Annotated in this window: 17 protein-coding genes, 1 tRNA gene and 1 riboswitch; of the genes, 6 read left to right on the top strand and 12 right to left on the bottom strand. The window is 62.0% G+C overall.

Annotation, left to right across the window (positions count from 1 at the left end):
- The 9 genes from lspA to rplU all read right to left on the bottom strand — a co-directional run bounded on the left by lspA (position 1) and on the right by rplU (position 9,969).
- The gene (lspA, locus tag HUS66_RS13475; RefSeq protein WP_175071444.1) at positions 1 to 543 is read right to left on the bottom strand and encodes a signal peptidase II; all 543 of its coding nucleotides are present in this window, start codon (positions 541 to 543) and stop codon (positions 1 to 3) included.
- Entirely contained in the window at positions 536 to 3,370 is a 2,835-nt protein-coding gene (gene ileS, locus HUS66_RS13480; protein WP_175071446.1) for an isoleucine--tRNA ligase, read from the bottom strand. The genes lspA and ileS overlap by 8 nt, the downstream gene beginning before the upstream one ends.
- Positions 3,371 to 3,380: 10 nt before the next feature.
- Complete coding sequence (gene ribF, locus HUS66_RS13485) at positions 3,381 to 4,514, bottom strand: bifunctional riboflavin kinase/FAD synthetase (RefSeq protein ID WP_175071448.1); 1,134 nt, start codon at positions 4,512 to 4,514, stop codon at positions 3,381 to 3,383.
- Positions 4,515 to 4,625: 111 nt separating this feature from the next.
- A complete protein-coding gene (murJ, locus tag HUS66_RS13490) occupies positions 4,626 to 6,236 on the bottom strand; it encodes a murein biosynthesis integral membrane protein MurJ (protein ID WP_175071592.1) in 1,611 nt (536 codons plus the stop codon).
- A gap of 174 nt (positions 6,237 to 6,410) precedes the next feature.
- The gene (gene rpsT, locus HUS66_RS13495) at positions 6,411 to 6,677 is read right to left on the bottom strand and encodes a 30S ribosomal protein S20 (protein ID WP_175071450.1); all 267 of its coding nucleotides are present in this window, start codon (positions 6,675 to 6,677) and stop codon (positions 6,411 to 6,413) included.
- A gap of 217 nt (positions 6,678 to 6,894) precedes the next feature.
- Positions 6,895 to 8,034, bottom strand: coding sequence for a glutamate 5-kinase (gene proB, locus HUS66_RS13500; protein WP_175071452.1), 1,140 nt, complete (start codon positions 8,032 to 8,034; stop codon positions 6,895 to 6,897).
- 54 nt (positions 8,035 to 8,088) lie between these two features.
- Entirely contained in the window at positions 8,089 to 9,279 is a 1,191-nt protein-coding gene (cgtA, locus tag HUS66_RS13505; RefSeq protein WP_175071454.1) for an Obg family GTPase CgtA, read from the bottom strand.
- An 87-nt stretch (positions 9,280 to 9,366) separates the two neighbouring features.
- Positions 9,367 to 9,624, bottom strand: coding sequence for a 50S ribosomal protein L27 (gene rpmA, locus HUS66_RS13510; protein ID WP_092527038.1), 258 nt, complete (start codon positions 9,622 to 9,624; stop codon positions 9,367 to 9,369).
- Between the two features lie 33 nt (positions 9,625 to 9,657).
- Positions 9,658 to 9,969, bottom strand: a complete 312-nt coding sequence (rplU, locus tag HUS66_RS13515; protein WP_092527040.1) for a 50S ribosomal protein L21 — start codon at positions 9,967 to 9,969, stop codon at positions 9,658 to 9,660.
- Positions 9,970 to 10,230: 261 nt separating this feature from the next.
- Between rplU and ispB the strand changes: the two genes are divergently transcribed.
- Together ispB and HUS66_RS13525 are read left to right on the top strand one after the other, a co-directional pair.
- Positions 10,231 to 11,205 (top strand): octaprenyl diphosphate synthase, encoded by a 975-nt coding sequence (ispB, locus tag HUS66_RS13520; protein ID WP_175071456.1) that lies wholly within the window; start codon positions 10,231 to 10,233, stop codon positions 11,203 to 11,205.
- A 116-nt stretch (positions 11,206 to 11,321) separates the two neighbouring features.
- Positions 11,322 to 11,398: transfer RNA gene (locus HUS66_RS13525), tRNA-Pro, on the top strand.
- A 195-nt stretch (positions 11,399 to 11,593) separates the two neighbouring features.
- On the opposite strand, the gene HUS66_RS13530 is transcribed toward HUS66_RS13525, so the two are convergent.
- Positions 11,594 to 12,751, bottom strand: coding sequence for a putative sulfate/molybdate transporter (locus HUS66_RS13530; RefSeq protein WP_254628839.1), 1,158 nt, complete (start codon positions 12,749 to 12,751; stop codon positions 11,594 to 11,596).
- Positions 12,752 to 13,236: 485 nt separating this feature from the next.
- On the opposite strand from HUS66_RS13530, the gene HUS66_RS13535 reads away from it, so the two are divergent.
- Positions 13,237 to 13,665, top strand: coding sequence for a TOBE domain-containing protein (locus tag HUS66_RS13535; protein WP_175071458.1), 429 nt, complete (start codon positions 13,237 to 13,239; stop codon positions 13,663 to 13,665).
- A gap of 445 nt (positions 13,666 to 14,110) precedes the next feature.
- Here HUS66_RS13535 and HUS66_RS13540 read toward each other — a convergent pair whose 3' ends face one another.
- Together HUS66_RS13540 and HUS66_RS13545 are read right to left on the bottom strand one after the other, a co-directional pair.
- Positions 14,111 to 15,967, bottom strand: coding sequence for a DUF4105 domain-containing protein (locus HUS66_RS13540; protein WP_175071460.1), 1,857 nt, complete (start codon positions 15,965 to 15,967; stop codon positions 14,111 to 14,113).
- Positions 15,968 to 16,039: 72 nt separating this feature from the next.
- Complete coding sequence (locus tag HUS66_RS13545) at positions 16,040 to 16,537, bottom strand: DUF3015 family protein (RefSeq protein ID WP_175071461.1); 498 nt, start codon at positions 16,535 to 16,537, stop codon at positions 16,040 to 16,042.
- Positions 16,538 to 16,929: 392 nt separating this feature from the next.
- Here HUS66_RS13545 and HUS66_RS13550 point away from each other — a divergent pair, with 392 nt between their 5' ends.
- From HUS66_RS13550 to HUS66_RS13560, 3 genes are all read left to right on the top strand, one after another.
- Positions 16,930 to 18,081, top strand: a complete 1,152-nt coding sequence (locus tag HUS66_RS13550; RefSeq protein WP_217488040.1) for a zinc-binding dehydrogenase — start codon at positions 16,930 to 16,932, stop codon at positions 18,079 to 18,081.
- Complete coding sequence (locus HUS66_RS13555) at positions 18,078 to 19,127, top strand: proline racemase family protein (protein ID WP_175071465.1); 1,050 nt, start codon at positions 18,078 to 18,080, stop codon at positions 19,125 to 19,127. Before HUS66_RS13550 ends, HUS66_RS13555 begins: the two co-directional genes overlap by 4 nt.
- Before the next feature lie 323 nt (positions 19,128 to 19,450).
- Positions 19,451 to 19,571: riboswitch (guanidine-I (ykkC/yxkD leader) on the top strand.
- Between the two features lie 121 nt (positions 19,572 to 19,692).
- Complete coding sequence (locus HUS66_RS13560; RefSeq protein ID WP_175071596.1) at positions 19,693 to 20,760, top strand: putative urea ABC transporter substrate-binding protein; 1,068 nt, start codon at positions 19,693 to 19,695, stop codon at positions 20,758 to 20,760.
- Positions 20,761 to 20,802: the final 42 nt, after the last annotated feature.

Genomic DNA, 20,802 nt, shown 5'->3' on the forward strand with positions numbered 1-20,802 from the left:
TCAGGAACTGGCTCGCCCGCGGCGGGCGTCGCGCAGGGATTCGATGATCAGGCCGATGGCGCCCAGGGTAATGGCGACATCGGCCAGGTTGAAGGCCGGAAAGTAGGCCTGGCCCCAGTGGAACGACAGGAAATCGACCACGTAGCCATGCACCAGCCGGTCATAGAGATTGCCGAGTGCGCCGCCGATGATCAGCGAAAGCGCCGCGGCCAGCAGCGTCTCGCCGGCGCGCAGCCGGCGCATCCAGACGGTAAGACCGACACTGGCGCCGATGGCAATGACAGCGAACAGCCAGCGCTGCCAGCCGTCGTGCCCGGCCAGGAAACTGAAGGCGGCACCGGTGTTATGCAAGAGCGTCAGATTGAAAACCGGCAGCACTTCCACCGGACGGGCGTAGACCAACATGGCCGACGCCAGCACCTTGCTGCCAAGGTCGGCAACGATCACGGCAAGCGATAGCCATAGCCAGCGCAGCGGCCGCGTCATCGGCGGCGCACGGTGCTGATCGGTCTTCGCAGCGGCTGATGGCTCTTGATCAGGCATAGTGACGCGTCTCGCCGGGGCCGTCAGGCAGGTTGGTGATGCAGCGCCCGCATAGATCCGGGTGCTCCGGATGGCTGCCCACGTCGGCGCGATGGTGCCAGCAGCGCTCGCACTTGGTGTGGGCGCTTTCCACGACGCTGACCTTCAGGCCCTCGAGCTCAGTGGCCTCAGCGGCACTGCCTTCCGCCAGAGGCGCCAGGCGCACGTCGCTGGTCAGCAGCACGAAGCGCAGCTCATCGCCGAGCTTGGCAAGCGTCGCCTCGAGGGCGTCATCGACGTAGAGCGTTACCTCGGCGGCCAGACCGTTCTTGATCTGCTTGGCGTTGCGGGCGTCTTCGAGACACTTGTTGACCGCCTGCTTGACCTCAAGCACCCGTGACCAGAACTCGCGGCCCAGTGTCGCGTCCGCGGCGAGTGTGGAGAGCCCCTCGAAATAGGTCTCGAGCAGCACGCTATCGGAACGCTTGCCGGGGATATTCTCGTAGATTTCCTCGGCAGTGAACGACAGGATCGGCGCGACCCAGCGCGCCAGCGCCTCGACCACCCGATAGAGCGCAGTCTGGGCGCTGCGGCGCGCCAGGGAGTCGCGCTGGGTGGTGTACTGGCGATCCTTGATCACGTCCAGGTAGAAGCCACCGAGCTCCACCGAGCAGAAGGAATGCACCTGCTGATAGACATCGAGGAAGCGATACTCTTCATAGGCGGTTTCGATGCGCGCCTGTAGCTGGGCCGCCCGGTCGACCACCCACTGGTCCAGCGACAACATGTCCTCGAAGGCCACGGCGTCCCGCTCGGGCTCGAAGCCGTTGAGGTTGGCGAGCAGGAAGCGCGAGGTATTGCGAATGCGCCGGTAGACATCGGCGGTGCGTTTCAGGATCTCGTCGGAAACCGCCATCTCGCCGGAATAGTCGGTAGAGGACACCCAAAGGCGCAGGATATCGGCGCCGAGCTTGTCCATGACTTCCTGGGGCGCGACCACGTTGCCCAGCGACTTGGACTGTTTGCGTCCCTTCTCGTCCACGGTAAAGCCGTGGGTCAGCAAGCCCTTGTAAGGAGGATGACCGTCGACGGCGGTGCCGGTGAGCAACGAGGAATGGAACCAGCCACGGTGCTGATCGGAGCCTTCCAGGTACAGATCGGCGATCGGCCCTTCGGTATGACCATAGGGGTGTGAGCCGCGTAGCACGTGATAGTGGGTGGTGCCAGAATCGAACCACACATCCAGGGTATCGGTGACCTTTTCAAAGTCGGCCGCCTCGTCGCCGAGCAGCTCGGCCGGGTCGAGGTTGAACCAGGCATCGATGCCCTCGACCTCGACGCGCTTGGCGACCTCTTCCATCAGCTCGACGGTGCGCGGGTGCAGCTCGCCGGTCTGCTTGTGCAGGAAGAACGGGATCGGCACGCCCCAGTTGCGCTGCCGCGAGATACACCAGTCCGGGCGGTTGGCGATCATCGAGTGCAGGCGCGCCTTGCCCCAGGCCGGCACGAACTGGGTCTGTTCGATGCCCTCAAGGGCCGCTTCGCGCAGGGTGCGGCCGTCGCGGGCGGTGACGTCCATGCCGACGAACCACTGTGCCGTGGCACGGTAGATGATCGGTGTCTTGTGGCGCCAGCAGTGCATATAGCTGTGAGTGATGGTCTTGTGGGCCATCAACGCACCGGCCTCATCCAGAGCGGCGACGATCTTCGGGTTGGCCTTCCAGATCATCATGCCGCCGAACATCGGCAGGTCATCGACGTAGACGCCATCTCCCTGTACCGGGCTGATGAAGTCATCGAATTCCAGGCCATAGGCGCGGCAGGTGTTGAAGTCGTCCACACCGTGAGTCGGCGAGGAGTGCACGATGCCGGTGCTGCCCTCATCGCAGGTGACGTAGTCGGCCAGGTGCACCGTCGAGGCGCGCTCATAGAGCGGGTGGCGGAACTCGATCAGGTCGAGGGCTTCGCCGCGAGCGGTAGCGACGACCTCGCCCTCGAGGCCGAAGCGCGCAAGACAGCTCTCGACCAGGTCCTCGGCCAGCAGCAGCAGGCGATCACCCACGTCGACCAGGGCGTAGTTGAACTCCGGGTGGACGTTGAGCGCCTGGTTGGCAGGGATGGTCCAGGGCGTGGTGGTCCAGATCACCACCGCCGCAGGCTTGCTAAGCTCCGTGAGGCCGAAGGCCGCCGCCAGCTTGGCGTCATCGCCGCTCGGGAAGGCGACGTCGATGGCTTCGGACTTCTTGTCGGCGTACTCCACCTCGGCTTCGGCCAGCGCCGAGCCACAGTCGAAACACCAGTTGACCGGTTTCAGCCCCTTGAAGACATAGCCCCCCTTGACCATCTCGGCCAGCGCGCGGATCTCGCCGGCCTCGTTGACGAAGTCCATGGTGCGGTAGGGGTTGTCCCAGTCGCCGATCACCCCCAGCCGTATAAAGCCCTGGCGCTGATCCTCAATCTGCTCGCCGGCATACTCGCGGCACAGCTCGCGGGCCCGCTGCGGCTCCAGACGCTTGCCATGAGTGGTCTCGACCTTGTGCTCGATGGGCAGGCCATGACAGTCCCAGCCGGGCACATAGGGCGCATCGTAGCCAGCAAGGCTCTTCGACTTGACGATGATGTCCTTGAGGATCTTGTTGAGCGCATGACCCAGGTGAATACTGCCGTTAGCGTAGGGAGGGCCGTCGTGGAGCACGAAGAGTTCCTTGCCCTGGCGCTCCTGGCGCAGACGCTGATAGAGCGCCATTTCCTGCCAGCGAGCCACCCGGGCGGGCTCTCGCTTGGGCAGCATCCCGCGCATCGGGAAATCGGTCTCGGGCAGATTCAGTGTGTGCTTGTAATCGCTCATAGCCTTGGGGTCAGCCGTCATCTTGGTCGGTAGGGGCCGGGCCCACCGAGGAGTCAGAAGTCGCGGCTTCGCGCGCCAGCGGCGCCGATGCCAAAGGAAGTCCGGTAGAACGTGAAATTGAAGAGGCAGCGCGAGATGCTGCGTCATCAGCAAAGCCGGCAGCCTCCTGCCGCGCCTCGCTTTCATGCGTTGTCGCTGCTTTCGTCGCCATCCATCCATGGCGTGCGAAGTAATGCCGCGCCTGGGTCTGATCGACGTTGATCTGCTGCTTGAGGGCATCCAGCCCATCGAAGGTGATCTCGCCCCGCAGCCGGGCGCAGGGGTAGACCCGCAGCCGCTGGCCGTAGAGATTCTCGCTTACATCGAACAGGTGCACTTCAAGCGTCGGTCGAGTGCTGCCCACCGTGGGTCGCCAGCCGATATTGGCCACCCCAGGCAGGCGGCGACCATCGCTCAGTTCGGTGACCACCGCATAGACGCCGCGCAGCGCCAAGGGCTGAGGCAGCAGCGGCACGTTGGCGGTGGGCACGCCGATGGTGCGACCAAGCTGCTGGTCGACGATCACTCGCCCGGCCAGCCGATAGGGCCGCCCCAGCATGCGCGCGGCCTGGGCGAAGTTACCGCTCGCCAGCAGGGTCCTTACCCGAGTGCTTGAGACTCGCTCGTCATCGAGCAGGAAGGTGCGCGTGTGCTCGACGCCAAAGCCGCGTTCCTCGCCCACCCTGGCCAGCAGCGAGAAGTCGCCATCCCGCTCGCGGCCAAAGCGGAAGTCATCGCCGACCACCAGATGACGCACGCCCAGGCCCGCGACCAGAACACGTTCGATGAACTGTCGCGCAGTCAGGCTGCGCAGCGCATCATTGAACGGTAGGCACAGCACCTGATCGACGCCGCACTCAGCCAGCAACCGGGCCTTGTCGCGCAGCCGAGTAAGCCGCGGCGGGGCCTGTTCGCCGGCGAAGAACTCCCGCGGCTGCGGCTCGAAGACCACCACCGTGACCGGCAGCCCCAGCTTGGCGGCGCGCTCACGCAACTGATCGAGGATCGCCTGGTGGCCAAGATGGACCCCATCGAAGTTGCCGATGGTGGCCACGCAGCCTTGCGATGCCTTGGGCAGATTGTGTAGTCCTCGAATCACTCGCATGCGTTACTCGCGCGCCAAGTAAAGGGATCGATTATAACGGCCAGGCCGGCCGGCGCCTATCCATGCCGGCGGGCGCCCCGTTGCTATCCATTTGCCGCTAACCATTCGCCGCTAGCCATTCAAGCGAAAGTGGCTCAGCCGAACGCCCAGTGCAGCCAGCCAGGCGAAATAGGCCAGCGCCCCACCGGCTACCATAGCGGCCAAGGTGGCGACGCGCGGCCAAAGCCCCCAGCCGAGCCACACCTGCCAGTTCGGTGACAGCAGGTAGAGCCCCAGCCCCATCACCGCACAGCCGCCACCAAGTTGCAGGGCAAAGCGCCCCCAGCCGGGCTGGAACACCAGCACGCCCTCGCGACGCAGCCCCCGCGCCAGCAGGCCGGCATTGAGGAAGGCCGAGAGAGCCGTGGCCAAGGCCAGTCCGGCATGTGCCAGGGGCCAGATCAGCATCAGGTTGAAGACCATGTTGGCCACCATGGCGATGATGCCGATCTTGACCGGCGTCTTGGTGTCCTGGCGGGCAAAAAAGCCCGGCGCCAACACCTTGATCAGCATGAAGGCCACCAGGCCCAGCGCATAGGCCCTCAGACTCATGGCCGCCATGGCGATGTCGTGATCGGTCATGGCCCCGTAGTGGAACAGGGTAATCAACAGCGGCTCGGCCAACACGCCAAGCGCCAGCGCCGCGGGCAGGCCCAGCAGCAACACCGCGCGCAACGCCCAATCGAGCATCTTCGCGAAGTGCTCGGCAGACTGCTCGGCATGGCGCTTGGAAAGTGCCGGCAGAATCACCGTGCCGATGGCGATACCGAACACCCCAAGCGGCAGTTCGACCAGGCGATCGGAATAATACAGCCAGGACACGCTGCCGGCGGCCAGCAGGGATGCCAGCACCGTATCCAGCAACAAATTGATCTGGGAGACCGACACCCCGAACAGCGCCGGCGCCATCAAGCGCAGCACACGCCGCACGCCCTCGTGGGCGAACGACGGCCAAGGCTTGGGCAGAAGCCCCAGCCGTGTAAGGAACGGCGCCTGAAAGGCGAGCTGGGTGACACCCGCGATCAGCACCCCCCAGGCCAGCGCCATGGCCGGCTCTTCCATCAGCGGCGTCAGCAACAGCGCTGCACCGATCAGCGACAGGTTGAGCAACACCGGCGTAAAGGCCGGCACCGCGAAGCGATTCCAGGTATTGAGCACGCTGCCGGAAAAAGCCGTCAGCGAGATCAACAACAGATACGGAAAGGTCAGCCTCAGCATGTCGGCGGTCAACGCCAGCTTGGTCGGATCGCGCCCGAAACCTGGCGCAAATACCCATACCAACCAGGGGGCGGCAAGCATCGCCAACGCCGTGATCAGCGCCAGCACCACCGTCAGGCTGCCGGCCACCGCATCGAGCAGCTCGCGCACCTCCTCGCGGGTACGGCGAGTCGCGTACTCGGAGAGCACTGGCACGAAGGCCTGATTGAAGGCGCCTTCGGCAAACAGCCGGCGCAGGAAATTGGGGATCTTGAAGGCCACGAAGAAGGCATCGGCGCCGCTGCCGGCGCCCAGCAAGGCGGCAATGACCACGTCGCGCACCAGCCCCAGCACGCGCGAGAGCATGGTCATGACGCTGACCACCATTCCCGAGCGCAGCAGGCCGGCGCGGGCGACGGGCTTTGCTGTTTGCGAAGATGTCGAGTCTTGCTGAGCCACGCGCGATCGTCCCTTCAGTGTTCCCATGCCCTCGTTGCGGGCATCCATGTCGCTCGGGCCGCCCGCAGCACGCCTAGCCTAAAAGCGCCACGGCCCAAAAAGGTTCAGCCATAAAAAAACCGGCCGAAGCCGGTTTTTTCCCTGAGGAACGAGCGCCAGGCGCGCGAAACGCGCCGGCCATGTCCCTAGGTAGCGTCCGGCTTACGCAGCCAGCGCCTTAATTCGCTTGTTCAGACGGCTCTTGATACGAGCGGCCTTTTTCTTGGACAGCGCGTCCTTGTCAGCGATGCGGTCGATGACCGGCTGAGCTGTCTTGAACTCTGCCATGGCCTGACCGTGGTCGCCGCTCTGGATCGCCTTGATGACGCGCTTGATGTAGGTACGCACCATGGAACGCTGACCGGCTTTAAGGACGCGACGAGCTTCTGACTGACGAGCGCGCTTACGCGCTTGTTTAGTGTTTGCCACCGTTATCTCCTTGGAGAATCATTACCGGTTTTGCCGGCAACGCTGTATAAGTGTTTGACCTTGCTGGGAAAACCACAAGGCTCCCAACCGGTTTGGCCGTAAAAGTAAACGGGCCGTGTCTGAGAGGATGGGATAGTCTATCATGCGATCTCTGCCCTTGCTACAGCCCCCGCCGTCTCTGGGCCGAGCGTCTCAAGGGGCTTCCCACTACCCCGCCTTAAATCACCACCAGGTTGTCGCGATGGATCAGCTCGGGAGCTTCCATATAGCCGAGCAGGCTCTCGATCTGATGGCTTGGCTTGCCAAGAATACGCACAGCATCTTCGGCGCCATAGTTGATCAACCCCTTGGCGATGCGCTGCCCCTGCTCGTCGACACATTCCACCATGTCGCCGCGGACGAAGTCGCCGCTGAGCGCCTTGACCCCGACCGGCAGCAGGCTCGAACCCCGCTCGCGCAGCACCGTCACGGCGCCGGCATCCAGCGTCAGGCGACCACGCACCTGCAGCTGACCGGCAAGCCAACGCTTGCGTGCCGCAATCGGTGCCTGCTCCGGACGCAGCAGCGTGCCCAGGCGTTCACCCTCGACCAGGCGCGTCAGCACATCGGGCTGGCGACCGCTGGCGATGGCGGTGACCGCCCCGGAACGGGCCGCCAAGCGGGCCGCCCGCACTTTGGTTGCCATGCCGCCGCGCCCCAGGACACCGCCGCTGCCAGCCATCGCCGTCAGTCGCGCATCATCGGCGCGGGCCTCGGGAATCAGGCTCGCCTCAGGGTTATGGCGCGGATCGGCGTCGAAAAGCCCCTCCTGATCGGTGAGGATGATCAGCGCATCGGCTTCGAGCAGGTTGGCAACCAGCGCCCCCAGGGTGTCGTTATCGCCGAAGCGGATCTCATCGGTGACCACGGTGTCGTTCTCGTTGACCACCGGCACCACCCGCAGCTCGACCAGCGTCCGCAGTGCCGAGCGGGCGTTCAGGTAGCGCTTGCGATTGGAGAGATCATCGTGAGTGAGCAGAATCTGGGCGGTCAGCACACCATGACGGTCGAAATGGCCTTCATAGCACTCGGTCAGCACGTTCTGCCCTACTGCGGCGGCGGCCTGCAGCGCATGCACGGCGCTGGGGCGGGCCTGCCAACCCAGGCGCACCATGCCGGCGGCCACAGCACCGGAAGACACCAGCACCACTTCTATGCCGCGACGGTGCAGCTCGGCAATCTGATCGACCCAGCCGCCGATCGCCGCCTCATCGAGGCCGCGGCCATCATTGGTCAACAGGGCGCTGCCGATCTTCACCACTACTCGCCGCGCACCGGCCAGGGCATCCCGCCCCGGCGCCTGCTCACTGGCCATCATTCCCTACTCTCCCGAAAAGACACCGCCCGCAACATGACTTAGCCTAGTCGGCGGTCAGGGCGCGTATTCGACTTCGACATCGTAATCATCGTCGTCGAAATCGTCATCATCTTCGTCACCGAAGGTCTTGCGCTTGCGACCCAGCCGCGCCTCGGTGCGCGCTACCGATTCACGCTCCATGCGCTCACGCATGTCGCGCTCGTGCTCGGCGACGGCCTCGTCTTCATTCTCGAGACGACGTTGCTCGGTCAGCCAGCGATAGACCGCCTGCACCAGCGCATCACAGCCCTCGCCGGAGATGGCCGAGATACGGAACACTGGCCCCTGCCAGCCCAGGCGCTCGACGATCTTGTCGGCCACCGCTTGCTGGTCGTCTTCGGGTAGCAGGTCGAGTTTATTGAGCACCAGCCAGCGCGGCCGCTCGGACAGCGCCTGCGAGAAGGTCTCGAGCTCGTGGACGATCGCCTCGGCGGATTCCACCGGGTCGGTCTCATCGAACGGTGCCACGTCGACGACGTGCAGCAGCAGCCGGGTACGGGTTAGATGCTTGAGAAAGCGCAGACCCAGGCCAGCGCCGTCGGACGCGCCTTCGATCAGCCCCGGCACGTCGGCCATCACGAAGTGCTGATGCTGACCGAGCTTCACCACTCCAAGGTTCGGCACCAGGGTGGTGAACGGATAGTTGGCGACCTTGGGCTTGGCCGCCGAGACCGCGCGAATCAGGGTCGACTTGCCGGCATTGGGCATGCCCAGCAGACCGACATCCGCCATCACCTTCATCTCGAAGCGCAGATTGCGCCGCTCGCCTTCGGTGCCTGGCGTGGTACGTCGCGGCGCACGGTTGGTCGAAGACTTGAAATGGATATTGCCAAGCCCGCGGCGGCCGCCCTGGGCGACCAGCACCACCTGACCGATCTCGGTGACATCGGCGATCACCTCGAGGGTGTCCTCGTCGATCACCGTGGTCCCTACCGGCACCTTGACGTGCAGATCCTCGCCGGCGCGTCCGCTCATCTGCCGACCCTGACCGGGCCGTCCGTTCGGGGCCTTGTAGAAGCGCTGGTACTTGAAGTCGATCAGGGTATTGAGGGCGTCGTCACCGATCAGGTAGACGCAACCGCCATGGCCGCCATCGCCGCCATCCGGGCCACCCTTGGGCACGTACTTCTCGCGCCGGAAGCTCAGGCAGCCGTTACCGCCGTTGCCGGCTTCAACGATGATCGAGGCTTCGTCGAGGAACTGCATCTCTCACTCTCCTGACGGGATATTACCGTCATGATACGAAAAGGCCCCGCCGGGGCGGGGCCTTTTTCACTGCAGATTCGCGGCGTCTCAGGCAGAGACGACAGTCACGAACTTGCGGCTTTTCGGACCCTTGGTCTCGAACTTGACCACGCCTTCGTCCAGAGCGAACAGGGTGTGGTCCTTGCCGATGCCAACGCCGGTGCCGGCGTGGAACTTGGTGCCACGCTGACGCACGATGATGTTACCCGGTGCGACGGCCTGGCCGCCGAACAGTTTCACACCAAGGCGCTTGGATTCGGAATCGCGACCGTTGCGGGTAGAGCCCGCCGCCTTCTTATGTGCCATTACGAAAACCTCCTGTAAGGGGAACCGCTGCGCTTAGGCAGAGATACCAGTGATCTTGACTTCGGTGAACCACTGACGGTGGCCCTGACGCTTCATGGAGTGCTTACGGCGACGGAACTTGATGATCGACACCTTATCGCCACGGCCATGAGAGACGACTTCTGCCGCCACTTTGGCACCTTCGACCAGCGGAGCGCCAACCTTGACGTCATCGCCGTCGGCGACCATCAGCACTTCGTCAAACTGCAGGCTTTCGCCGGTGGCCACTTCCAGCTTCTCGAGCTTCAGGGTCTGGCCTTCCTGAACGCGGTACTGCTTGCCACCGCTCTTGATAACTGCGTACATAGCGTATCTCCAAACACTCATCGGGTTGAGCTCTTCATCGACCTGCGGCGAGTGGCGCCCCTTTTGGCAGCCATCTGACAGGGAGCATGATGAGTCGGGTGCGGGATTATAATCGCCCCGCACCTGTCAAGCAAGTCGGCCTCTATAGCCCGAACTGCCCCAGCTTGACGCCCTACCGGGGGGCCCATAGCATAAACGCCATCATACAGGCCCACAGTGCTCACGAAGGCCGACTCCCACCTCTATACAAGCAGCTAGCCCATGCAGCCTACAGCGTCGCCTATCCATGCGGCGGTGGCCGAGGACTTCGCCGCCGTCAATCGCACCATCCTGGCCCAGCTGGCCTCCCGGGTCCCACTCGTCGAAACCATCGGCAACTACATCATCGAAAGCGGTGGCAAACGGCTGCGTCCGCTGCTGGTGCTGTTGGCTGCCCGTTCGCTGGGTTACGACGGCAACCGCCACATCACCCTGGCGACGCTGATCGAGTTCATGCACACCTCGACGCTACTCCACGACGACGTGGTCGACGAATCCCACATGCGCCGTGGCAAGACCACCGCCAACGATGCCTGGGGCAACGCGCCCTCGGTGCTGGTCGGTGACTTCCTCTATTCCCGCTCCTTCCAGATGATGGTCGAAGTGGGCTCGATGCGGGTCATGGAAGTGCTCTCCGGCGCGACCTGCACCATCGCCGAAGGCGAAGTATTGCAGCTGACCAATATCGGCAACCCCGACATCGACGAAGCCGCCTACTTCGAGACCATCCAGGGCAAGACCGCCATGCTCTTCGAGGCTGCCAGCCACAGCGGCGCGATCCTCGCCGGCGCCAACGCCGAGCAGGAAGCCGCCCTACAGCGCTTCGGCCGCTACCTGGGCCTGGCCTTCCAACTGGTCGACGACCTGCTGGACTATCAGGGCGATGCCAAGACAATGGGCAAGAACGTCGGCGATGATCTCGCCGAAGGCAAACCGACCCTGCCGCTGATCCAGGCCATGGCCAAGGGCAGCCCCGAGCAGGCCAAGCTGATCCGCCGCGCGATCCGCGAAGGTGGCCTTGACCACCTGGAGGAAGTACTCACCATCGTGCGCGAGACCGGCGCGCTGGAATATACCCGCGAGCGGGCCGTGGCCATGGCCGACCAGGCTCTGGCCGAACTCGACGCCCTGCCGCCCAGTGCCTATCGCGACACCATGGCCGAACTGGCCCATCTGGCAGTCGACCGGCAGACATGAACCGCGAACGGGATACGCATAGCCGATAAACGGAAAAAGCCCAACCAGCGTTAGGGCTTGCATAACACCGGTGGATCCGTATAATGCGTCTCCGTTGGGCCACACGGCTCACGCATCGGAGTATAGCTCAGCTTGGTAGAGCGCTGCCTTCGGGAGGCAGAGGTCGTAGGTTCGAATCCTGCTACTCCGACCATAGATTCAGTAAAAACGGCCACTTAGCTCATCAGAGCGGTGGCCGTTTTTCGTTGTGGCCTGCTCAAGGTAACCAATGGGCAGCACCCGAGCAGTCCAAGTTGTGCACCAGCTTCTTCCTGCATTGTTGCTGGCAGCACTTCACCAAAAGTGGGTGCCGACTACGCCTGTGTTCTTAGGGGCTTTATTAAGGGCTTTAAGAGTCTCGACCCGCCCTCGCTTCGTCCCTGCCATATAGCCATCTTACAAGACGCTTGCGAGCGATCTCGGCGCAGCCACCTGCCAGCAGACCCCAGAACGGATCAACGAAAACGGTAAAACCTGCCGTAACAGCAATCACTGGCCAGCAGGATGGCCTGCCGTCGATGAGCCGTCTGGTGAACGCCAGCTGCCCCGCCGTTACCAACAGCAGTGCCCCCAGCCCCGCCCCTGGTATGGCAGCGAGAACCCTGAGGCCAACCCCGCCGGGTAACAGCGCGAAGGTGATCAGCGCCCCGCCAACCATCAGCGTTGCGGCGCCGCTTCGTGCGCCAAAACGATAGTGTGCCGCCAGGCCACCCGCACCATGACACATGGGCAACGCCCCCAAGGGCGTCAACAGCAGATTCGCCAGACCGCTACTGACCGAGAGCCTCACGGGCGTTACGTGAGAGGCCTGATCACCGAAATAATCCCCCGCAAGCAAGGCGGTGAGCAAGATGGCGTTGGTGAAGGTCAGCGAGAGCTGGGGCAGCACGAAAACTGAAATAGCACGTTCAATCTCGGCAAGCGAAGGCCAGGTCGGTATGGACACCAGCCCCGTTGGCAGTGCTCCGAAATCCAGCCCTGGCACATCAAGTGCCTGGGCCATCAGGCTCGCGGCTACCAAGGCGAGCAGAGTGGCCGGATAACGCGACGATTTCAGCAAGCCAGACAGCAATATCAGCGTCACTATGGCAATCAAGGGCGCGGATGCCATCAGCTCCAGGCTCATGTGAGCGAGTGCCAGCCCGAGGCCAAGCTGGAGGCCGGCCAGCACCGACTGCGGCACGAGGCGCGCCATTCGGTTGACCCCGCCCGTCCAGCCCAGAATCAGAAGGGTCACGCCGATAATGACGCCGCTAGCGGCAAGTCCACCGGGAGAAATCCCGGCAGTGAGTAGCGCTGCCGCTACCGCCTTCATCGGCTGCACCGGTACCGGGAGACGATAATAGAGCGCTGAGGCGATATAAAAGGCGGCAAATCCCAGCAAGACCGGGGTAGGGGCCAGCCCGACCAGGGCGATCGTACCCAGCATCATCGGCAATAGCGTGCCAAGGTCGCCTAGCGCCCCATTCACCTCACGCAGGGTGAAAACCAACCTCTTGCCCCTCATGCCCATGCTCACCACATGTTCTTGCCTGCAAGAAAGTTAAAAAATCTAGATAGGCAGCGTCCAGACCCGTCGGCTACGCCTACAGTGTGCTTACCCCATCCGTTGACACTGGATGCTCACTTCAAGAACTAATATTAGGATTACCATGCAACATAGTACCTTGGGCCTGATTAGGGGCGGGTATTTTGATGTCCACCTGGACGCAAGCCAGACGAACCCGTGGAGCTATATGCGACTGGTAGCCTAAAGGCGGCACTCACAGAGGTGGCCGCTGCGTTCGAGGAGCGCTACGGCGTGACCATAGCCCCCAGGCTCGCCCCCTCCTTGAGTGTCGGTGCCGACTACAGGCTTGCTGTTTTGGCTCCCGGCAACCCGGCAGCCGTGCGCTTTGCGCGCTTCCATCGTTCGGATACAGGTCAAGCGATTCTGGGCGAATACGGCTCCGATACGCCCACGCAAGTCTCTACCAACCAGTGAGGGAACTCATGAAAATCAGTGCACGCAACAATTGGCCCGCTACCGTCGACAATGTGGAGAAGGGGCCGGTCTCGACCGAGGTCCAGCTCAGGCTGGAGAGCGGTGACGTCGCAGTGGCCACCATTACGACCGCCTCGGCAAACGATCTGGCCCTGGCGCCAGGCAGCCAGGTCCGGGCACTGGTCAAGGCCTCGAATGTGATGGTACTTGCCGGTGATGGGGCCGATATCGGCATCAGTACCCGCAACCGCCTCTCAGGCCAGGTAACTGAAGTGACTCACGGCACGGTTCACTCCATGGTAGCCCTGCGCACACCCAACGGCACCGAGATTACGGCCAGCATCACCAAGGCCTCGGTCGCGAAACTAGAACTCGCTGCCGGCAAAGCGGCGACTGCGCTCGTCAAGGCTAGCGACGTCTTGATTCTCACGGAGTGATATTCCCATCGCGACCGGCGAGAGCATCGGCCGTGTGGCAATTGCCGCCGCGCCCTTCTTCGTGCTGATGTGCGTGGCGGCATTGATCATTATCGTATGGCCTAGCATCGCGCTATGGCTGCCCGCGGTGCTCTCTGGCTAACCACCACTGATCGCCGTATTCATGCCGGCAGCCTGCTCGTAGGCAGAGATCACGATGGTAGCGGACGCCTTTTATAGCGCGACGAAAGTCGAGGCCGATAAGAAGCGCCACACTTTAATACCCGGGACGGCTAGGACGCTTTGCCGGGCGAGAAGCCTGCCGTTCATCCTCCTGGATGGCTACGGCACGCTGTGGCTCGGCGGCTTCCTGAGGATCTGGACCTGGGGGTAACGTGGTCGCAGCAATGATCCATGTCTTGAATCGCCGGAAAGACGCGCGTAACGCACTAGATGAGAGGGCTCGTCAAAAATACCAGGAGAGCCCCGCACTCACCTCATCTGCTTTATCGTCTCCTTCAAGGCCTGCACGAAAATCCAACCGATTGGACAATGCCACCCGATGCCGCAAAAGCCATTGCGTGCGGCGACTCTCATTCCCTTTCAGCCCATCGACATGAGTCACTTGCAATAGACTGCGCTGGCCCGTCGACCAATCGCTCAATACACCAAACCGAGCCATTGGCGCCGCCGGGCCAGCCTGATGATGCTCACTACGTAGCTTGCCGCCGATCATGGCGAAGGGCAGGTGGCGGCCAAATCGGTGAGATTTCCCTCCCAGCAAAGTGGCGTAACCATCGAGACAGCTGCTGCAATCCAATTGGGAGCGCTCGATACCGGTAGAGGCTTGCCAGGCGACACTGGGCAATATAGGCAGGGGTACGCTACGTGCATGCAGGTTAGTCACTTGAAAGAGCTCAAACTTGGTAAGGTGTAGTCCATCATGCCCAACATCCACCTCGGTACGCCCAATCTCCAGTGCCGCATTGGGCATCCGGGTCGCGTTGCTATCAAGCAGGTCATACTGCAAGGGACGCAGGGTCAAACGAGAACCGCCACCCAGTTCATCATTATATACCCCCTCTAGGCGCACCAGCGCCGACGGTGTGGCCTCATGCAGCGGAACCTGAGCACCAGATTCCGGCAGTTCGCTACCCGCCGGCAGTTGCAGCCGCGCCTGCAATAGCTGTCTCTCGCGTTCGGCCAAACCCGGCTCTTCATCGGTTTGCTTGAGAAACGCCGCATGACTCAGCAGGGTATCCAAGACAGCAGCCTGACGACTTGAGGCGAGGCGACGGAAAGAGTCAACCTCCAGTTCGAGAGTACGAGCCTCGGGCCACACATCCATGGCGGCATCCTGTTCTGACGCGGATAGGGCCTTATAGCGCCACTCGGTCCTAAGCCGCCTCGAGGGCACATGCTCGACACCGCTTAGCAGCGGCTTTCCCTGCACCTCAGCTTCGCTGATAGCACGTACCAGGGCTTCGGGAGTCACCCATGGCGCATTACCAGGCGTCAGGTTTTCATCAACCACCAGCTCCAGGGTGCGAGCAATCCTCGAGGCACAGTTCTGATTAAGAAACAGATAATCAAAGTCCTTTCCAGCCACTTCATAAAGGTGGGCCACCAGTAGCTTGCGCTCTTCGGCAGGTAAAGCCAGGCGATAGTGCCAGAGGTCGCGCATCTCTCGCTCTGAGTAAAGCGCAGTATTTCGATAGAAAGGCGCACGTGAGTACTCAGCTTCGTAGCCGCCAAACAAGCCCTTGGCCATATAGACTGCTAGGCCATCCTCTGCCGGCACATCGGCACCAAAGTTCATACTGGTATCCAGAAGCTGCGTCAGTACTGCGCCTTGGTCGGCATCATCTTTCTCAAGATGCAGCATCAGATGGCCAAAAAATGAAGCGGGGTTCCCCAAATAGCCCGACGCGAAGATCAGACCTACCTCAACATCTTTGTTTTCAAGCTGCCATTCATGCCACTCGGGGCACTTTGCCTGAGGCCATTGCTCGCCCGTCACTTGGCCTAGCCAGAGGGCACGGGCAGGAAAGCGACAGCGCGCATGCAGCTCACCTTCCTCTGGAGGCTGTCTCAGTGCAGCTAGAGTTGCGCTCAGCTCCGCTCGGGGGTCGTACCGACCATTTACAGCCAGGAAGAAGTCATCATCAACGACTGCACTTCTGGGCTTGCTGAAAAAACCGTCACGATCAAAATGCAGCAGCGAAAGCCATCGAGGATGCTCGGCCAGCGCAGTATCGGAAGCCATAACAACGCCTGACTGCAGGCATAGCAGTGCTAACAGCGTCACCTGAAGGCGTCGCATGGAGGGCCGTCCTTACAGAAATGGAGGGGTATTAATGGTGTCGGAGAAAACTCCCCGACACCACGGCACCGTTTAGCTAGCGGCGCAGTCGGCAGCAGCCTGGTTCAAGCTGTTGTAGTACTGGAAGGCTTTGTCGGCATGGCCCTGCTCAGCATAGCTGGCAGTCGCGCTTTCCCGTTGAAGGTCGGCACGCAGCTTGCTGACGACCTCTTGACTAGCAGTGTTTCCACAATTCATCAGACCAAGTGCTGCAGTGAGGTGTTCACCTTCGCCCATGGCAGTTTCCATGGCCAGCTGTTCATACGTCTCATCCACGAAGCGAGCTACTTCGACTTCTTTACTGCTGCACGTTTCAGGAGACATGGTCGCGGAAGTCACGGCAGTGGTCCCGGAATCCCAGATAACATTAGAAATAGCAGCAGCAGTGCCGTTCTCGTCAAAGATACCGGCACCAATACCACAATGCTGCCAAGGATTGATGTGACGCTCGGTCTCGGCGGAAGCAGTGGAGGCACCCATGATCATCATGCTGCCAGCCAGAGCGACCGCAGAAAGCGTGACTAATTTCATCTTCCAGTTCCCTTGTTTCCATTTTGCCGACCTCTTTTATTACGCAATCGAGAGGGGCCAGCGACTCTCAATTTTTTGAAATACTCGGTTGTGCACTTTTTAAATACAGCAGGAAGGTCTCGCTAGGCGGAAGGACTTCGTCTCAGTCCGAAGCAGCAAGTTCAAGCTCCTTTTGAATGAGGGCAACTCTACACATCTGAATACATGAAATAAATAACTTAAAGGACATAGCTGAGGTCTAAGGGCTGTAGACATAAGGCGATGAGGACTTTCTAGTAGCCGCCCAACGGGTGCATATTGTCAGCTAGATGCTCGACAACATGATCCACTCAACCATAAGAGGAGACCTGCAAGTGCCTGCCGATACACCAACCGATCAGCTTCCCACCACCATGGCCGCGATGTTGCTGACCGGCCATGGCGACATCGATAAGCTCGTCTACCAGAATGACGTGGCGGTGCCCCAGCCTGCCCCCGGCGAGGTGCTGGTACGCGTTACCGCAACGGCCAAGAACAACACCGACCGCAAGGCCCGCGAGGGTCTCTACCCCACCAAGGACAAGGGCGAGGTCACGTCCTTTGCCATGGGCGGCTCACCGACGCTGACCTTCCCGCGCATCCAGGGCGCCGATGTGGTCGGCCATGTGGTGGCGGTCGGTGACGGCGTGGCCAGTGTGCGGATCGGTGAACGCGGCCTGCTCGACTTCAACCTCTACCCCGATGAGCGCCGCGATCTCAATTTGGTGCCGGACTACTATGGCCATGGCGCCGACGGCGGCTTCGCCGAGTACATCGCCGTGCCTTCGGATCAGTTTCATGCGGTCAGCAACCCGGGGCTACATGATGCCGAACTGGCCGCCATGGGCATGTGCTCCTATCAGACCGCTTACCATATGATGACCTCCGTTCGGGTCTCTGCCGGCGAGCGGGTGCTGGTCACCGGTGCCAGCGGCGGCGTGGGGACGGCGCTGATCCAGCTGTGCCGCATCGTCGGGGCGATTCCCTACGCCCTTAGCCAGCCGGACAAGGCCGAGGCCCTGCTCGCACTGGGCGCTGAAGCCGTACTCGACCGTAGCGACATGGCGGACTTTACCGAGCAGGTGAAGGCCGTGACCGGCGGTGCGCCAATCGATGCGGTGATGGATCTGGTCGGCGGCGAGATGACCGACCGCTTCATCGATACCATGATCTTCGACATGCGCCGTCGCAGCACCTACCCACGCCTGTCCATTGCCGGCGCCAGCGGTGGCAACCTAAGTGAGATCATGTGGACACGCGTCTATCTCTACCAGGTGCAGATCTTCGGCGTGTCCCACGGCACCCGTGCGGAAGCCGAGCAGCTCGTCGAGTGGATCCGCAGTGGCCAGCTCAAGCCGGTGCTGCACGCCGCCTTCAAGCTCTCGGCCCTGCACGACGCCGAGCGCTACTTCGTCAATCGCGGCAGCAACTACCTGGGCAAGATCGTGATCGTGCCCGATGCCCAGTGGGCCAAGCATGGCGCCCCCTTCGCCCTTAAAGACGCCCCTCTGGAGAGCGCCCAATGAGTCAGCCGCTTAGCTTTCAGTTGATCGACACCCATGCCGGCGGCGACGTCAGTCGCATCGTCATCGGCGGCATTACCGCGCTGCCCGGCGCCAGTGTGCGCGAGCAGATGCACTACCTGCGCGACGACGCCGACGGCCTGCGTCGGCTCTTGCTGGAGGAGCCCTATGGGATTCCGGAGATGTCGGTCGACCTGATCGTGCCGGCCACCGACCCAGCGGCCGCAGCGGGCTACATCATCATGGAGGTGATGGGCTATCCCATCTATTCCGGCTCGAACACTCTATGCACCGCCACGGCGGTGCTGGAAAGCGGCATCGTGCCCAAGCAGGAAGGACACCAGCAGTTCAAGCTGGAATCCCCGGCGGGGCTGGTACAGATCGATGCACGGGTCGAGAACGGCGTGGTCGAGGCCATCACCTGCGAGGGCTTACCCAGCTATATCGACACCTACCAGGCCAGCATTCAGGTGCCCGGCATCGGCAAGGTCACCTACTCGATTGCCTACTCGGGCGGCTTCTATGCGCTGGTGGATGCCGCCGAGCTCGGCTTCTCGCTAGTGCGCGAAGAAGAGCGAGCACTGGCCGAGTGCGCCCACAAGATCGTCGAGGCCATTCAAGCCGAACGCGGCTTCTCGCACTACAGCCTCGGGGACGTGGGACCACTCCCCTTTCTGCACTTCATGGGCCCGGTCGAACAGGTAGCCGACGATTTCTATCGCTCGCGCTCGACTACCTATGTGCATCCCGGCGTGATCTGTCGCAGTACCACCGGCACCGGCACCTCGGCCCGTCTGGCACTGATGCATCACGAGGGCCGCATCAAGCCGGGCGACCGGCTGGAGACCGTCTCACTGCGCGAGACCGGTTTTATCGGCGAGTTCACCGGCACCCATCAGGAAGGCAGCCAAGCGGTGGTAGAAAACACCATCACCGGTAAGAGCTATGTGCTGGCCCGCTCGGAAATCGTCGTCAACTGTGACGACCCGATGGTCGAGTGCGCAGGCCTTCGGCACATCCTCGGCAAGGGGCCTGCCAGTAAAGGGTAAGGTCAGCAAAGCCTCAGCAGACGAAGCCCCCGTAAGGGCTCCTGCAAGACTCCTATACGTCCTGTAAGCAAGTGGCCGTGGTCGGTCGGCCACTTGCTTTTCGCCCAAGGCTTTTTCAGAACATTTTCAGTGCATCGAGCAGTTTTCTTGCACCACCACAATGCAGCCCCGCATTGTCCATGAGGGCCTATTCACTACAACCTCACGCAAGTTAACTGTAACCACATGTTTTTATTTGATTTTATATTCCTGGCACGATTCTGGCTTCATAATTCTCTGTAACATGGGGTATTGGCAGCGTCATGCTGCAAACAATCGAGTTTCCAATGGACGGCTAGGGTTCCGGTCGCATCACTTCATCACCCCGATGCGATGACTGGTCCAAGAGCGGTCGACCCGGCGCTTCAGCGCAAGGTTACACGGCGGGACAAAAGCCCGGGAGGATAAGGTGCAGCGAGCTGCGCCGATGCCCCCGACGTTTCCTAGCCCATTGGAGTCCACCATGTTCCGCATCCCTCTCTTCTCCCGCGCCACACCCCGCACGCTTTCCGCTTCATCTCGCAAGATGGCACCTCGTCGTCTCGCGCTGACCGCGGCTGTCTCGGCGGCCACCCTGGCAAGCGCCGTCGTAAGCCCGCTGGCTAGCGCACAGGAGCGAGACTCCTTCAGCGTCTGCTGGTCAATCTACGCCGGCTGGATGCCTTGGGGCTATGCCGATGTCGAAGGCATCGTCGACAAGTGGTCGGACAAGTACGGCATCGATATCGATGTCGTGCAGGTCAACGATTACGTCGAATCGATCAATCAGTACACCTCCGGCAACGTCGATGGCTGCGCCATGACCAACATGGACGCACTGACCCTGCCCGCCGCCAGCGGCGTTGATTCCACGGCGCTGATCATCGGCGACTACTCCGACGGCAACGATGGCGTGGTGCTGAAGAATGCCGATAGCCTCGAGGACATCGCCGGCCGCGATGTGAACCTGGTGCAGTTCAGCGTCTCCCACTATTTGCTGGCCCGCGCGCTGGACAGCGTCGGCATGAGCGAGCGCGATGTCTCGACGATCAACACCGGCGACGCCGACATCGCCAGCCTGTTTGCCAGCCGCGACAACATCGATGCGGTAGTGACCTGGAACCCCCAGTTGACCACCGTCAGCGAACTGGAAAACAGCAATCTGGTCTTCGACTCGAGCCAGATCCCGGGTGAGATCCTCGACCTGATGGTCGTCAACACCGACACCCTGGCGGCCAACCCGGCTCTGGGCAAAGCCCTGGTCGGCGCCTGGTACGAAGTCATGGACAAGATGGCCGCCGACGATCAGGCCGCCCTCACCCAGATGGCCAGCGCAGCCGGCACTGACCTGGCCGGTTATCAGGCCCAGCTCGACGCCACCCACCTCTATACGACGCCGACCGAAGCCCTCTCGCTGTTCGACAGCCCCGACCTGCTCGACACCATGCAGCGGGTCGCCGAATTCAGCTTCGAACAGGGCCTGCTCGGCGACATGGCACCGAACCCCGGCTTCGTGGGTATCGAGACCCCGAGCGGCGTATTCGGTGATCGGAATAACATCAAGCTGCGCTTCGATCCGAGCTATACCCGCGACTACCTGTCGACTCAGGAATAACTCGTCATCCGCTGGCCGGCACCATCACCAGATGGTGACCGG

This window comes from Onishia taeanensis (assembly GCF_013349955.1).
In the GTDB taxonomy this organism is placed as follows: Bacteria; Pseudomonadota; Gammaproteobacteria; order Pseudomonadales; family Halomonadaceae; genus Onishia; species Onishia taeanensis_B.